Consider the following 15330-nt stretch of genomic DNA (forward strand, 5'->3'; position numbering starts at 1 on the left):
CAAAATACAGTTTGCTCTCTATTTTTACTGGTAGCTTGTTAGTGTTAAAATAGTAACTAAATGGATAAGATCAGAGAGGAAAATGAGGATGTCTAATCAGACAAAAACCATTGGTACAAAAATCAGACACAGTCTACAGGCAGATTGTCAAAGCTGTTTTGGCTTGTGCTGTACCGCTTTAAATATTGTGGCTTCTAGTGATTTTGCGATCAATAAACCTGCAGGCACGCCATGTCCTAATTTGCAGGATAACTATAGCTGTCACATACATAGTCAGCTACGAGAGACAGGTTTTAAGGGCTGTACCGTTTTTGATTGCCTAGGCGCAGGTCAACAGGTTTCACAGGTGACATTTCATGGACAGGATTGGCGACAATCTCGTGAGCATGCTGACAAGATGTTTCGTGTTTTTCCTATTATGGAACAGCTTTACGAAATGATTGCATATGTGGCGGAGGCTTTGTCCTATCAGGTGGATAATATGCTTTATGAACAGCTAATTGCTCAATTGAAGCACCTACAGCAGACAATAGCTCAGGATGCAGATACCTTATTAGCATTGGATATGGTAGCTATTCGTATGCCGATCAATGCACTATTGCTCCAAACTAGCGAACAAATTCGCCAGCACATTGTGAAGGGAAAGGCTTCTAGAAACTTGAATCAGCGTGGGGCTGATTGGATGGGCAAAAATTTAAAAGGCAAGGATTTACGAGCGACTGATCTAAGGGGGAGTTATTTAATAGCAGCTAATCTTCAAGATGCGAATTTACAGGGAGTAGATTTCATCGGGGCTGATTTGCGAGATACCAATTTACGCGGTGCTGATCTTTCAACAAGTCTGTTTTTAACCCAAATGCAAATCAACGCGGCACAGGGGGATCGTTCGACTAAATTACCTTCCTATATAAAACGACCTGCTCATTGGCAATAAAAAAAGGTAGATGGCGTTTTACGCTCATCTACCCTTTTTCATTAGGCTTGTTTCTTTTTATAAAGCACAGTAGCCGCCACTAACACAAGTAAAATAGACTGTCCTATGATTGTTTCCACCGTTGGATAGAAGCCAATCAAGCTAATAACAGGTAAGCCATCAACAATCGTTGTGGACAGATTATCTGTCAGCTGCAAAGTATGCAGACTGACACCAATAATTTTAAAGGCTAGCACATAAATTAAAATAGTTGCTACTGCAAAAAATTTGTGAATTGGAATTTTGCCACTTGCTTTAAATAACACAACTGCAAGTACAGCAAGAATGAGCAGTGCCACCACAATTCCAAGAATAAACTGCGACGTTTCCATTTTCGGTGCAATCCCCGCATAAAAGACTAGTGTTTCTGCACCTTCACGGAAGACCGATAAAAAGCTAATCATAGCCATCGCAAAAATAGAGCCACTCGAAATGGCGTGACCCATTTGTTTGGAAATATAGCGATTCCAACTGACCACGCTTGATTTACTATGCAGCCAAATACCAACACCGATCATCATCGCTGCAGCAATTAACCCTACATAGCCTTCCATTAACTCGCGATTCGTATCAATCGTTGCCGAATTTAAAATTGTCGACATAAGGATGGCAGCTACGGCGGATAATAGAACGCCGACAAACGCTCCGACATAAATCCATTTGCGCATCTTGTTTTGTCCTGATTTATTAAGGAATGACACTAAGGCTAAAATAATCAGTAATGCCTCTAGTCCTTCGCGTAATAAAATTAACGCAGCGTCCCAAATTGTGTAATCGGTATCCCCTTGAATTAGCTCAATTTCAGTACGGAATGTATTTAATTGTTTGGTAATAGCTTGCTGATCGACGTTGGATTTTAATAAATCACTCGCGATAATCGGCATATCACTTTCAATTTTCGTGTAAAGACTACCATTACGTGTGGAGATTTCAATTTCTACGCTTGGCCAAATGGTAATAAACTCACGTATTTTATTTGAAGCTGCCTGGTAATCACCAGCATTGACAAAATCATTGGCCTCATCTATATAGGCAATTAATGTCGCTAATGAATACTCCCCCTCTACCACTTCGGCTGTTTCTTTACCAGCTACAAAATCCTCAATCGTTTGCTTTAAAGCAGCAAATTGAGATTGCATAAGCGCTACATCAGGCTCCTCAGCCGAAATAGAGATACGAAGAAATGCCATTTGTGTTTCGATTTGCCCGTACATTGCGATACTTTGTTCACGCACAGGTCGCTCATTTTTATTCCATTTACTATTAAAATCTTTGTAGGCTTCATCAATGGCCTGAATATCACCACTTGCTAAAGCTTTTTCAAAGTCTGCCATTATCGGCTTAAATTTTTGTCCAAACTCTGCTCGCTGTGCCGCTTCATCCACGGGATTTTCAAGCTTTTCTAATGCACGCAATGCATTGGATAGTGCGGATAGCGCCTCTAAACGTTCATCCTTGGACGTTGCCTCAGTAGCCTGTGCAAGGATTTCATCAACCTTTGCTTTTGCCTCTTTCTGCTCTGAAGATACTTTCGCCCAATCAATAGCAAATTGTTCAAGTGCCTGCTTGGCCTCCGCCTCTTTATCCTGCTTTGTATTCATCAGTGCATCACTAATCGCAATATAGAGATGACTATAGGACTGCGCAGCTTGCACAGGTAAAGCTAAAGTCAGCATAAGGGCAAACACGATACTACAGCGCGTTAAAAAGTGCTTCACCTAAATAACTCCCCTTTTGTACACCAGGGAAGCAAGCAAACACGGCACTGCCTCGATGGGTAATGTACTCATTCATTTTATCCATACGCCCTAAGCTATTTTGGATGGTTGTAAATTGGGCTGGGTCTTTTTGAAAAGAGATAAAGATTAGCCCCGCATCATGGGTCCCTGTATTCGACATCACGCCTGACGCATAGGAATAAGAGCGTCGCAAAATACGCGCACCTGATTTCCGCGCCAAATGGACATGTGATGTATCAGGCATTATATAATTGCCCTTATCATCCTTTGCCTCTACATCAAAATCATCGAATTCCTTTGTTTTGCCAAAAGGTGCCCCACTGTCGCGGTAACGGCCAAATGTTGCCTCTTGATCTTTCAATGATGTACGATCCCAAGTTTCAAGATGCATTTGAACTTTACGCGCAATTAAATAAGAGCCACCCTTTAACCAGCCTTTATCCACCCACACGACCTCATTTAAGTCTTTTTCATCCGTAATGGCTGGATTTACAGTACCGTCCTTAAAGGCGAAGAGGTTTCGTGGTGTCCCTCCACTAGCTGGAAACGAGTTAAAGCCCGCCTGTGACCATTTTATTGCTACTTTACCTGAAGCAGCTCGTACTAGATTACGAACAGCATGGAAGGCTACCTGCGGATCATCTGCACAAGCCTGAATACACAAATCACCACCTGTGTACTCTTTCTGTAGCTGATCTTTAGGGAAATGTGGTAAATCCTTTAGCTCCGCTGGTTTTAAATGCTGGATGCCCAGTTTATCAAATAATGAAGGCCCGACACCAATAGTAATGGATAGATTAGATGCATCTAAGCCCTCTGCCTCTCCAGTATCGCCAGTTGGCACTCTTGTATTTGTCGAAACATCGACCATGACTTCACCATTCATTAAACGCACTACAAGGGGTGTCCATTGCTGGAACAATGCTTGTAGTTCCTTCTTTGATGTCACTAATACATCTAAAGAAGCAAAATAAATATTCGTCTGTACAGGTGTCACAATACCTGACTGATGCTTGCCATAGAAATTGACCTTATTGCTAGCCGTCGTGCTATCTGCTACTGGCTCAAAGACATCATAGCCCATTGCTTTCATGACACCACCCAAGCCAGAGGCACCGATGGCAACACCTGCCACACCGATACCTGTTAGCTTTAACATATCACGTCTAGAAATTTTTTTATTTATAAATTTTTCCTCGTTTGACGTTGTCATTGTTTATGTTCACTCCAAAATGATACCCATTTGACTTAATGGTTCTCCAAGCTGATTCACCGCTGCTGCCAGTGCTTTTGTGTTTTCCTCCGTTAATTCTTCGTAAGATATATAGCCACCATCAGCCGTTGTATGCTGTGCTAATAAATCGTCTACTGCTTTGAATTTTTCATCAAGTGTTGCCACTAATGTAGAATCTTTTGCTTCTAATTTTGAGCGTAAAATCTCAAAGATTTTTTCTGCGCCTTCAATATTCGCTTTAAAATCATAAAGGTCTGTATGAGAGTAAATTTCTTCCTCACCTGTAATTTTAGATGTTGATACTTCATTTAATAAATCTACTGCACCTGTAATCATTAAGTCAGGTGTCACTTCCACTGTTTGCACAAGTGCATGCAATTCCTTCGCATCTGCAAGAAGCTGATCTGCTACAGCCTCATAACCTTTTGTTGTATTTTCTTCCCAAAGCGCATACTCAAGCTTATGGTAGCCTGACCATTCTTCCTCACCCTTACCTTCTTCTTGAATATCTGCTAAACGTCCATCGATGCGAGGGTCAAGATCACCGAAGCTTTCCGCAATTGGCTCAGAGCGTTCAAAATACATACGTGCTGGCGCATACGCTGCCTTTGCCCCTTCAATATCGCCTGCTTTGAATTGGTTCACAAATTTCTCTGTATCTAGTAAAAATTGATCCATTTGCTCTAACGCAAATTGTTGATAGGCTGATAATTCAGAAGATAAATCCACCTCTTTTGTAGCTTGCTCCGCCTGTTCTGTTGCTGGCTTATCTTCTTTTTTTACTTCTTCTGTATTGCCACAGCCAGCCATTAAAATGCCTCCTGCTACTAATACCGACAAAAATGATTTGTTTTTCATACTTCGTACCTACTTCCGAATTTGTTTTATATTGTGATGATAATGATTATCATCATCTATTGCAACAACTATTTTTGTAAATAGAAAAAAACGTCATTTTTCAGTTATTCTTTACGAACAACTAGAAAAAAGACGTTTTTTCTACAATATAATGATTCTAATCTACAAAATTTTTGCTTGTTTCAAATTTTCATGTTTTCCATGTAAAAGGTAATAAAGCACAATCGACACTAAAATAACAAAGACCATCGAGAAGAAAATCGAGCTGTAGCCCATAGATGGTACAAATAAGCCTAAGAAATAAGGCCCGACACCTAAGCCTAAATCATAAAAAATAAAATACGTAGATGTCGCAAGTCCTAAACGCTCATTTGGTGTTACTTTGATGGCAATTGCCTGTGCCATCGAGTTGAAGTTTCCATAGCCAATCCCGATACAAGCGGCAGCGATTAAAAAGGCAATCGTAGTTGTTGCTGAGCTAAAGGCATACATGCCTATTGCAAACAACACTAAGCATGGATAGATAATGATATTTGCCCCTCTTGTATCAAGCAATTTCCCTGTAAATGGACGTGTAGCCAAAATGACAATAGCATAGATAATAAAGAAGTAGCTACCTGCTGATACTAAATCTAGCTCCTTTGCATAAAACGTCATAAACGACATCACACCTGAATAAGCAAAGCCAATCACAAGTGCCACAAAGGCAATCGGTACTGCACGCATTTCAATAAAGTTCGTCACTTTAAACCCAGCCTTTACAGCTGTATCCTTTGCTTTTTTCGGTGCATCTGGCACGGTCACAATGTAATACATAAAGAAACAAATAATCGCTAACACAGAATCTACTGCAAAAATCATACGATAATCTGCAAATAGCTGTGTTAATAATATTCCAATAAATGGGCCAATGGCTGTGGCTAGAATAGCGCTTAAGCTATAATAACCAATCCCTTCTCCACGACGCTCAGCTGGTAAAATTTGTGCAATAATGGTACCTGTTGCTGTACTGGCAATCCCTAGTGCAATCCCCTGTACTAAACGATTGATCATCAGCAGCGGTAAATTGCCTGCTATAAAATAAGACATTGTTGATAACATAAATAATAATAGTCCACAAAATAATGTTTTTTTGCTACCCCAGTCTCCAATAATACGCCCTGTCCCAAGACGACCTAATAGTGTTCCGATAATAAAAATACTCGATACAAGCCCCGCTGTACTTGTAGAGGCATTAAAATGCTCCACCGCATATGCTGCTATCGTAACCATTAATAAATAAAAGATTAACGTAATGGTAAAATTAATAAGTGAGACAATTAAAAAATCTTTTGTCCATAGTTTCTTTCTGGTTGCTTCCACGTTGCTCTCTCCTATTGATTAATATTCATACAAATTCTTGCTAAAACCTGTGTCGCAATGTCAATATCTTGTTTTGGCACGCCTGCCAAAGCCTGCTCAAAAAATGGATGTAGATGCGATTTTATTTCAAGCACAAGCTCTTCCCCATGCTTTGATAGGTGTACCAGCTTTTCACGCTTATCCTTGCCCGTCATCGTTTCCACATAGCCTAGCTCCACAAGTTTATGTACAAGCTTCGTGACACTTGGCTTCTCTATAGACATGAAATTCGCGATATCTACAAATGAATGTGGACCCTTATCATTCAAGAAACGAAGCACTGCCCACTGTGAGCTATATAACTGATAGGGTTCAAGCTGCACATTCAGCTGATTAATAAACGGCCGATACATTAAGCGGTACTGATTAAAAAATTCCTGTTCAATTGTCACACTACCACTTCCTTTTATATTAGTTAGCCTAGCTAACTATATACCTAAAAACTCTATTTGTCTAGTAGGAAATAAGCGAAACATTTCTCTTGGGGATGAGTGGTATCCTTCACTTTTATTGCGCTATCCATCACTTTGCGCGTTCTATCCGCTACTTTCGTTGTTCTATCCGTCACTTTCAGCACTCTATCCACTTACTTCAAGCGCCCTTTCTCTCTACAGCACTAAAAGCGACAATTCAGACCGCTTGAATTGTAACGCTTAGTTCGCTATTCCTTAATCCAATATTTCCGATGCTTTTTGACACCCTCTGCTTTCAAAGGGAGTTGTTGCATCAACTTGTACGCTAAATCGGGAGAGTCAATGCCAAAGAATTCGCGGAAGCTTCGATTGGTTACCTGCTGCCCGACTAGTAACCTGTAGTCCTCTAATGTTCGAACCAATGCATCATCGTCCACCAATCCACAGCGTGGGCACGTCCATTTTTTATAGTGATACAATAATCGCTGCCCGTTAACACACTGTGGACATAACACACCCTTCACCATTTCCTTAAGAGGCACCTCTACCTCTTTTTTCAACTTTGTGTGCAGGGACAATAGAAGGTTGGCTAATTGTAAAAGATCAACGCTTTCTGTAGGTTGATAATGCTCTATCCATTTTTGTAGATGAAATCGTAACCCTTTCACATGAAATATCGGTTGCCCCTCAAAACCCTTTGTTAAAATGCCATTTTTCGTTGCCAGCACTACCGCATGTACAACAGGTAATTCGATACGTTCTTGCAGTAGAAGCTTTTTCATCCATATGTCATGCCGATCCAGCTGAACAAACGGATCAGTCATTCCTTCCACAGTGCCATCCAATGTCATCCGTGTAAACTGTGCAAAAGGGACATCATATGAGAGATTTCCTGTTATATTTTTGATTTCAAGAATAAGTAAAAAATGAGGGCAGAGAAAGATGGTATCCATTTGATGGGTAGATCCGTAGCTATTTGCGGTTTGAAAATCATGTAGAAAATAATGTGGGGTTGGTAAATCGATTTCGAGCCATTCTGCATCAACACGTTGTTCCCCTGCAAGACCTGCTTGGACACGGCTCAAACGTTCACCATAATAAGCGTAGTTATTATGCGTCTGTGGCAATCTACGGAGCACCACCTCTAGTATTTTTTGCAAGTCCGATGGTTGTCGTGCTAATAGAATCATGTATGCACCTCCTGTTCTGATTATACAAAAAAAGAACCTCAACAAATGAGGTTCTCAAAAACTTGAAAGATAGATGATGTAAAATCTTATTTTCATTATTTTTATTAGATTGAAAGACTGTTTTGTGACCAATAACTAATACATTTCTATACATTTTTGCGTAATAAATATAGAAAATAAGGTGCGCCAATAAATGCAACAACAATCCCAGCAGGAACCGTTGCACTTGCAATAGCAACACGTCCAATGGTATCAGCAAGTATTAGCAAGCTTGCGCCAATGAATAGCGTCAATGGTAAAAAGAATTGGTAGCGTGGACCAACGAGCTGTTTTGCAATATGGGGAGCCATCAAACCGATGAAGGCTACTCCCCCTGTTACGGATACCGCGGCAGCCGCTAGTGCAACCGCAACAATTAATAATCGGAAACGTTCTCGCCCAATGTTCATACCAAGACCGACTGCTGTTTGCTCCGTCATGGCCAAGACATTTAAAACGTTGGCTTTATAGAAAATGTAAGGGATGCCCAGTACAAGCCAAGGCATTAGCGCCCAGAAAAATGGCCAATCTGTGCCCCATACATTTCCGGCTAGCCATTGTGCAATAAATTGTACATCGCTCCGCTCAGCAGAGGATATTAATACCATCATGACCCCTGATAAGGCTGATGCTACGCCTACCCCTACTAAAATGAACTGCACAGGATGGACACCCTTATTACGCTGATAAGAGAAAAAGTAAATACCCAGTGCTGTCACTAAGGCACTACAAAAGCCGACAATCGGTAAAATATAGGCAAAGTGAGGAAGGTCGCCATCTACTAGCAAATAAAAGACAGTAATCCCAACACCTGCGCCAGCACTGATACCTATAATTCCTGGGTCTGCTAAATCATTGCGGGTTACGCCCTGTAATACGGCCCCTGCCAGTGCTAATGCCATACCCGCAGCCGCTAGCACAAACATTCTAGGTAAACGGACTGAAAAGAGTACAAAGGACTCTTTAAAGCTACCATCGCCCAGTAAGGTTGGAAGAATTCGGTCAATAGAAACCGAAGCAGCACCTAATGAAATCCCTAAAATAAAAATGAACAAGGTTACCACAAGCCATATGAGTAACCATTTACGCTGTTTTTTGTGACCTTCTTTAAACAAATTGACGTCCTCCCTTCCGCACTAATAATAGGAAGAATGGAAGACCTAAAATCGAAATAATAGCGACAACTGGCGTTTCATAAGGTGCGTTAATCATGCGCCCTGCGAAATCAGCCAACACCATAAACCAGCCACCAACAATGGCGCTCATCGGTAAGACAAAACGATAGTCTGTCCCAACAAACGCGCGGACAATATGCGGTACCATTAAGCCAACGAAAGCTAGATTTCCGACTAGGGCCACAGCAGAGCCAGCCAGAATAACCACAACGAACATCATTACACCCTTTACGAGCGTAGTATTTTGTCCGACACCCACTGCTACTTCTTCATTTAAGCTTAAAATCGTTAATTGACGACTAAAAGCAAATGAAAGCAGTAAGCCAATAATAATAACGGGTACGATCAATAATGCCTGCCATGTTGTGCCAATGAAACCGCCACTTGTCCACATCGAAACATCTTTGGAAATTTGAAATAAAATGCCCGTCCCTTCAGCGATTGCCTGTAATAAGGCTGTGACAGCCGCACCAGCTAAAACAAGCTTTAAAGGGGAAAAGCCTTTTTTAGTAGAAGCACCAATCCCATAAACTAACATCATACCGATTCCCGCCCCAACAAAGCAGGCTAAAATTAACGTATAATACGAGAATTTAGGGATAAATGCCATTGTTAAAGCAAGGGCAGCATTTGCCCCTGCCGTTAAACCAAGCAGCCCTGGATCAGCTAATGGGTTCCGTGTAACCCCTTGCATAATCGCCCCAGCGACTGCGAGGGCACTCCCAACAAAAATAGCTGCAATGATACGAGGAAATCGAATTTCACGTAAAATCGTGTAATGTTTACCTCCACTTTGTCCGACAATTGCTTGAAAGACATCTTGAATGCTTGTATTCGCTGCCCCTAAGCACAGCGAGATACTGGCAGTACCAATTAATACAAGCAATGCAAGCAATACCTGAAGCCAAAATGGAAGCTTTCGAAACTTTGTCATTCGCCTTCGCTACTCTCTACTAATTATTGTAAAAATTTCTCTTCAAAGAACTTCAGTTGATGTTCTAATGTGATAGGGTCATTGAAATAAAAGGCATTTGCATTCACTTCAAATAAATGACCATTTTTCACTGCTTCTAAATCTTTAAACCATGCTGCATCTGTAAAGGAATTATCTTGATCTTGGAACATACTGAAGATCACATAGTCACCTGCATATTCCCCTAAAACTTCTTGAGAAATAGCATAGTAGCCAGGCTCTAACGCTGTTTCTTTTACTTTCTCAGGCATTTTCAAGCCCATTTCTTGATATAAAATCTCTGTTCCACGACCCCAGTTATCGCCATAAATATAGAACTGTTTATTAAAGTTCTCTGCTACTGTTACAGTCGCATCTTCACCGATTTTTTCTTTAATCTTTTTACCAGCTTCTGCTGCACGTGTTTTAAAATCTTCTACCCAAGCAGTTGCTTCTTTTTCTTTATTTACCACTTTACCGATTTCGATGAACTGCTGTAAATAGTCTACTTTACCATACGTAAATAATACAGTTGGCGCGATTTCTGCTAATTTATCAGCATTTTCAATACCATTTAAGCCAATAATTAAATCTGGTTCTAGCTCAAGAATTTTTTCAATATCAGTATTTTCAACTACAACAGCATCGTTAATCGCATCTTCGAAGTTGGGATTTTTTGCTGCCCATGCATCCACACCAACCACATTTACATCAAGCTGTAATAAGCTTCCTACAAAAGAAGATAGTACAACAACACGTTTCGGATTTGCTGGTACTTCTACAGGGCCTGACTCTGATTGATATGTGATTGTTTCTGTTGAAGCTTCCTCTTTTGAGCCTTCATCAGCCTTCTCTGTTTTTTCTTCCTTACTGCCACATGCTGCAAGTACGAGCACAAGCATCATAAACATTGGTAATAGCCACTTTTTCATTGTTATTCTCCTTTTAAATGGTTTGTAATAAGTCATATGTAATGCACATTGGTTTGTTCGTTCGTGGATCTTTGCCAATAACTGCATCTATATTAAATACTTTTTTCAATACTTCTGGAACCATCACTTCTTCAGCCGTTCCGAATTTTACAAGCTCACCTTGTGAAAGCGCTACAATATAATCTGAAAAACGTGCCGCTTGATTTAAATCATGGAGGACCATGACAATCGTGCGCCCCTGTTCTTCATTCAGCCTGTAAAGTAGCTCTAAAACTTCTAGCTGATGAGCCATATCTAAATAAGTTGTCGGTTCATCTAAAAAGATAATGTCGGTTTCTTGGGCCAAGGCCATCGCAATCCATACGCGCTGACGTTGTCCGCCAGATAAAGCATCTACAGATTGTAAACGGAATTCTTCTGTTTTGGTTACCTGTAAAGCCCAGCCAATAACATCTTTATCTTTTTGTGATAAATTCCCGAAGCCCTTTTGATAAGGAAATCGACCGTAGGATACAAGCTCTTCCACTGTTAAACCATGTGCACTTTCTGGACTCTGTGGTAAGATTGCCAGTTCTTTTGCTAATTCTTTTGTTTTCAACTTGGAAATATTTTGACCATCTAATATGACCTGTCCACTCTCATGCTTTAAAATCCGTGTGATAGCTTTTAACAAGGTTGATTTTCCACAACCATTTGAACCAATGATTGTCGTGATTTTGCCATCAGGAATTTGCAGCGATAAGTCATGCACAATCGTTTTATTCTCATAACCAACACGAATCGATTCAACTTCTAAACGCAAATCGGACCCTCACTTTCTTTTTACTTCTTTCCATGCTATGATATTCAAAGCTAAAAATGATAATCATTATCACTAGAATTAGTCTAGTTACCTGATAAGATTTTGTCAATTACTTTTTTACTATTTGTTAAGGATGTGGCAATAAAAATGCAGCATGTGTATGATGTGACAATTATTGGCGGTGGCCCAGCTGGCTTATATAGTGCCTTTTATAGTGGTTTACGGGGTTTAAAAACAAAATTATTAGAAAGTCAACCACAGCTTGGCGGTAAAGTATTACTTTATCCTGAAAAGCTGATATGGGATATTGGGGGACATCCTCCCGTTTTGGGTGAACAATTTGTTAAACAATTAATCGAGCAAGCCAAAACATTTGATCCTACAATTTTGACAGGTACAAAAGTAGATTTAATTGAACGTCACAATGATATTTTTGTCATTCATACAGCAGCTGGTGAAAAGCATTATTCTAAAACGGTACTGTTAGCTGTAGGTGGCGGCATTATTAGCCCTCAAAAGCTAACACTTGAGGGTGCTGAAAAATATGAAATGTCCAATCTACATTACACTGTGCAATCGTATAAACGTTTTGTCGATAAGGATATCATGATCTCAGGCGGTGGTAATGCAGCCATCGATTGGGCTGTTGAATTAAGTCCGATTGCCAAAAGCGTAACGGTTGTTTACCGCAAAGAGAATCTATCAGCACACGAAGCCACTGTACAGGAAGCACTGGATGCAGGTGTGCGCATTGAGTGTAATACAACGATTACAAAGCTTTCCGCAAATATTGATAAAACGGCTATTCAATTAGTCACATGTGAGAATACGATAACGAAGCAAAGTTATACGCGTCAAATCGATGAGGTAATCGTCAGTCATGGCTATAATCGTGAGGCGTCTCTTGCATTTGATGAGGCCATTGCCATTCCGAAAAAGGATGATTATTATGTTGAAGGAAAGGCAACAGGTGAAACAGCACAGCCAGGTATTTTTGCAGCAGGTGATATTTTATCATTTGATGGAAAAATTAATTTGCTACTTGGCACATTCCAAGATGCCGCCAATGCAGTCAATTCTATTAAAACGTATTTAGAACCAACTGCCTATCGTCATGGCATGGTGTCCTCTCATAATGAGCTATTTAAAGAGAAAAATCGCTCTATTATCGAAAAGCAATTTGCACCAGCCCATTAAACCTAAATATAACCCTCTTAAGAGCCTGATCTTAAGAGGGTTTCTAGTTTTTTATCTAAATAAACTTAATAACGCCCCCATCTGTCTCAACATATTTACTCCATTTGTAATCGTCCCAGCATGCCCCATAATTGTATTTAAATGATCTGGTAAATTTCCTAATCTAGGACCTTGCTGTTGTTGATTGGGAGAATAGTATGGTTGCACCATCCTACCTCGAAAAGGTGGGCCAAAATACTGCCTATTGTTTGGCGGATATGGACCTCTTCTAGCATTCGGCTGAAAATATGGCATTTATACACCCCCTATCTGAAAGCTTCTCACTAGTATATGTGAAAATTTTTATAGCGAATTAGACTTTTGAAGAAGAGGTTAAAAATAATAAGGGAACCATACTAGTTTCCCTGTCATACTATAAGAAAAAAGAAGGTGGTACTATACAAGACTCTCATTATCTTACCTTTTTAGCTAAGTTCGGGGTCGGAGGCGCACATCCTGGGGGCATTAATCTATCAAAGGCTGTTTTGCAAGCAGAGAATATCGAACGAAACGCACATATTTTAGATGTGGGATGTGGTACAGGGCAAACGGCTGCTTATTTAGCATCTTCCTATCAAGCAAACGTCACAGGTCTCGATATTCAGCCCATCATGATAGAAAAGGCTCGTCAGCGTATGCATAAAGCACGTCTACCTGTTAAACTTTTGCAAGGCTCTATTGAACAAACCTCGTTAGCGAACGAGACATTTGACTTGATTCTAGCTGAGTCGGTTCTGGCCTTTGTTAATTTGCAGCAGGCTTTGCAGGAAATTTATCGTTTATTGAAAAAAGGTGGCCGCTTCATTGCTATCGAATTTACCATTCCTCAAACACTTCGTACCGAACTTGCAGATGACCTCCAACAATTTTACGGCTTTCAGTCTCTCCTCAGGAAAAAGGATTGGGTAAGACTACTGCAACAGGCTGGTTTTTATGATATCCGTATACAAAAAAACAAATCCATCTCATCCAAGCCTGAATTTCAAGTTTCCAAAGATATAGAATCCGAATTCTATAAAATCATGGATCAGCATATTGCCATGAATGAAAAATACGAAGACCTTTTAGACTATCGCATCTATACCTGTACAAAATAATGAGCCGGCAGCAAAAGCGTTGCTGGTTTTTGTGCTGGCACAGCATACTTTATGACACCTGTCATCTAGATTCTTTGACTGGTGTGAATAGGTTTTCTCTTGAAATTTTCTTATCCTTAAGGTAAGAAAAAAAAGAAAGAGTGATCGAACTTATGCAAACACAACAAAGACTCCCCTTTATCGATATGTTAAGAGGCTTTGCCGTCTTAGGAACGCTTGGCACAAATATTTGGATTTTTGCTTATCTTGGTGATTTATCGTATATAACAACAAGTGATTATTCTGGTTGGTGGTCCTTCAATGATTTTTTACGTATGGTTGTATTATTTTTCGTTAATGGCAAGCTGCTTGGATTGTTAACAATTATGTTTGGAGTAGGTCTGCAATTAAAATATCAGCAAGCCTTACGGAGAGGTACAGCCTGGCCAGGAGTGTACCTGTGGACTATCGTCTTCTTAGGGTTAGAGGGGCTACTGCACTACACGCTTGTGATGGAGTATGATATTTTAATGAGCTATGCTGTCACAGCATTCATCGTCGCTTTTATTGTACGTTTGGGTGATAAGGTCATGACAGGAGCCTTTTATTTTTTTGGTGGCTTTCACATCCTAATGATTCTGCTTATTTTTATCAGTACCTTACAAGGAGCTGGTGTTTCATTAAATGGTATGGCATCCGTTTCTGAGCTCTATGAACATGGCACATGGTTTGCGCAGGTGCAGCATCGTCTCACAAACTTTTTATTTTATCGCTCAGAAGCTATATTTATTATCCCGATGAATGTCTTTTTATTTTTACTTGGTATGAAGTTCATGCGTAATGAGGTATTTTCACCAACTGACAAAGGACGTCAAACTCGACAAAAGCTATTTAATATCGGTGTATTCGTTGGCTTTCCTATCAATCTGCTTATTTTTATTCCTGGTGGGCTTTTTGATTTACCTGTTCGCTATCTTTGTGCCCCTCTTCTATCCATTGGCTATATTGGAATTTTAGGTAAACTGGTAGAATATAAGAGGCTAGACTGGCTTTGGCAGCGCTTTGCTCATGTTGGTAAAATGTCTTTAAGCTGCTATGTCCTCCAAAACGTGCTTGCGTCGATTATTTTTTATGGCTGGGGGCTTGGCTTAGGTGGGCAAGTCAATAGCTTCACTGTCATTGGTATTTGGCTATCTCTATCAATCTTACAACTTGTTATAGCGTTCGCTTGGTTACAGAAATTTCAAATGGGCCCTATGGAATGGATTCGTAAAAAAGCCCTTCAAGCGATGACACAGTAATCAGCAACA

15 protein-coding genes are annotated in these 15330 nt (G+C 40.2%); 4 read left to right on the forward strand and 11 right to left on the reverse strand.

Features of this window, described 5'->3' with window-relative positions:
- Positions 1-88 precede the first annotated feature (88 nt).
- The gene (locus tag QH639_RS13440) at positions 89-934 is read left to right on the forward strand and encodes a pentapeptide repeat-containing protein (RefSeq protein ID WP_237900315.1); all 846 of its coding nucleotides are present in this window, start codon (positions 89-91) and stop codon (positions 932-934) included.
- 41 nt (positions 935-975) lie between these two features.
- On the opposite strand, the gene QH639_RS13445 is transcribed toward QH639_RS13440, so the two are convergent.
- The 10 genes from QH639_RS13445 to QH639_RS13490 all read right to left on the reverse strand — a co-directional run bounded on the left by QH639_RS13445 (position 976) and on the right by QH639_RS13490 (position 11708).
- Positions 976-2691: an FTR1 family iron permease gene (locus tag QH639_RS13445; RefSeq protein ID WP_281114655.1), complete on the reverse strand. Its 1716-nt coding sequence runs from the start codon at positions 2689-2691 to the stop codon at positions 976-978.
- Positions 2666-3925, reverse strand: coding sequence for an iron uptake transporter deferrochelatase/peroxidase subunit (gene efeB, locus QH639_RS13450; RefSeq protein WP_131519848.1), 1260 nt, complete (start codon positions 3923-3925; stop codon positions 2666-2668). The genes QH639_RS13445 and efeB overlap by 26 nt, the downstream gene beginning before the upstream one ends.
- 9 nt (positions 3926-3934) lie before the next feature.
- Positions 3935-4804 carry an iron uptake system protein EfeO gene (efeO, locus tag QH639_RS13455; RefSeq protein WP_281114656.1) on the reverse strand — a complete coding sequence of 290 codons (870 nt, stop codon included), beginning with the start codon at positions 4802-4804 and terminating at the stop codon, positions 3935-3937.
- A 162-nt stretch (positions 4805-4966) separates the two neighbouring features.
- A complete protein-coding gene (locus QH639_RS13460; protein ID WP_281114657.1) occupies positions 4967-6166 on the reverse strand; it encodes an MFS transporter in 1200 nt (399 codons plus the stop codon).
- Positions 6167-6177: 11 nt separating this feature from the next.
- Positions 6178-6597 (reverse strand): MarR family winged helix-turn-helix transcriptional regulator, encoded by a 420-nt coding sequence (locus QH639_RS13465; protein WP_259419097.1) that lies wholly within the window; start codon positions 6595-6597, stop codon positions 6178-6180.
- A gap of 269 nt (positions 6598-6866) precedes the next feature.
- Entirely contained in the window at positions 6867-7808 is a 942-nt protein-coding gene (locus tag QH639_RS13470; RefSeq protein WP_281114658.1) for a nuclease-related domain-containing protein, read from the reverse strand.
- A 146-nt stretch (positions 7809-7954) separates the two neighbouring features.
- On the reverse strand, positions 7955-8962 hold the full coding sequence (locus QH639_RS13475; RefSeq protein WP_281114659.1) for a FecCD family ABC transporter permease: 1008 nt from the start codon (positions 8960-8962) through the stop codon (positions 7955-7957).
- Positions 8955-9956, reverse strand: a complete 1002-nt coding sequence (locus QH639_RS13480) for a FecCD family ABC transporter permease (RefSeq protein WP_048390305.1) — start codon at positions 9954-9956, stop codon at positions 8955-8957. Before QH639_RS13480 ends, QH639_RS13475 begins: the two co-directional genes overlap by 8 nt.
- A gap of 23 nt (positions 9957-9979) precedes the next feature.
- Positions 9980-10906 (reverse strand): iron-hydroxamate ABC transporter substrate-binding protein, encoded by a 927-nt coding sequence (locus QH639_RS13485; protein ID WP_281114660.1) that lies wholly within the window; start codon positions 10904-10906, stop codon positions 9980-9982.
- Between the two features lie 13 nt (positions 10907-10919).
- Positions 10920-11708: an ABC transporter ATP-binding protein gene (locus tag QH639_RS13490; protein ID WP_281114661.1), complete on the reverse strand. Its 789-nt coding sequence runs from the start codon at positions 11706-11708 to the stop codon at positions 10920-10922.
- A gap of 147 nt (positions 11709-11855) precedes the next feature.
- On the opposite strand from QH639_RS13490, the gene QH639_RS13495 reads away from it, so the two are divergent.
- Positions 11856-12905 (forward strand): NAD(P)/FAD-dependent oxidoreductase, encoded by a 1050-nt coding sequence (locus QH639_RS13495; RefSeq protein WP_131519845.1) that lies wholly within the window; start codon positions 11856-11858, stop codon positions 12903-12905.
- Positions 12906-12956: 51 nt separating this feature from the next.
- Here the strand turns inward: QH639_RS13495 and QH639_RS13500 are convergent, their stop codons facing one another.
- Complete coding sequence (locus QH639_RS13500; RefSeq protein WP_004229360.1) at positions 12957-13199, reverse strand: hypothetical protein; 243 nt, start codon at positions 13197-13199, stop codon at positions 12957-12959.
- A 230-nt stretch (positions 13200-13429) separates the two neighbouring features.
- Here QH639_RS13500 and QH639_RS13505 point away from each other — a divergent pair, with 230 nt between their 5' ends.
- Positions 13430-14041: a class I SAM-dependent methyltransferase gene (locus tag QH639_RS13505; RefSeq protein ID WP_237900307.1), complete on the forward strand. Its 612-nt coding sequence runs from the start codon at positions 13430-13432 to the stop codon at positions 14039-14041.
- 152 nt (positions 14042-14193) lie between these two features.
- A complete protein-coding gene (locus tag QH639_RS13510) occupies positions 14194-15321 on the forward strand; it encodes a DUF418 domain-containing protein (protein WP_281114662.1) in 1128 nt (375 codons plus the stop codon).
- The last annotated feature ends 9 nt before the right edge of the window (positions 15322-15330 follow it).

It is taken from the genome of Lysinibacillus sp. 1 U-2021 (genome assembly GCF_029916965.1).
Taxonomy (GTDB): Bacteria; Bacillota; Bacilli; order Bacillales_A; family Planococcaceae; genus Lysinibacillus; species Lysinibacillus capsici.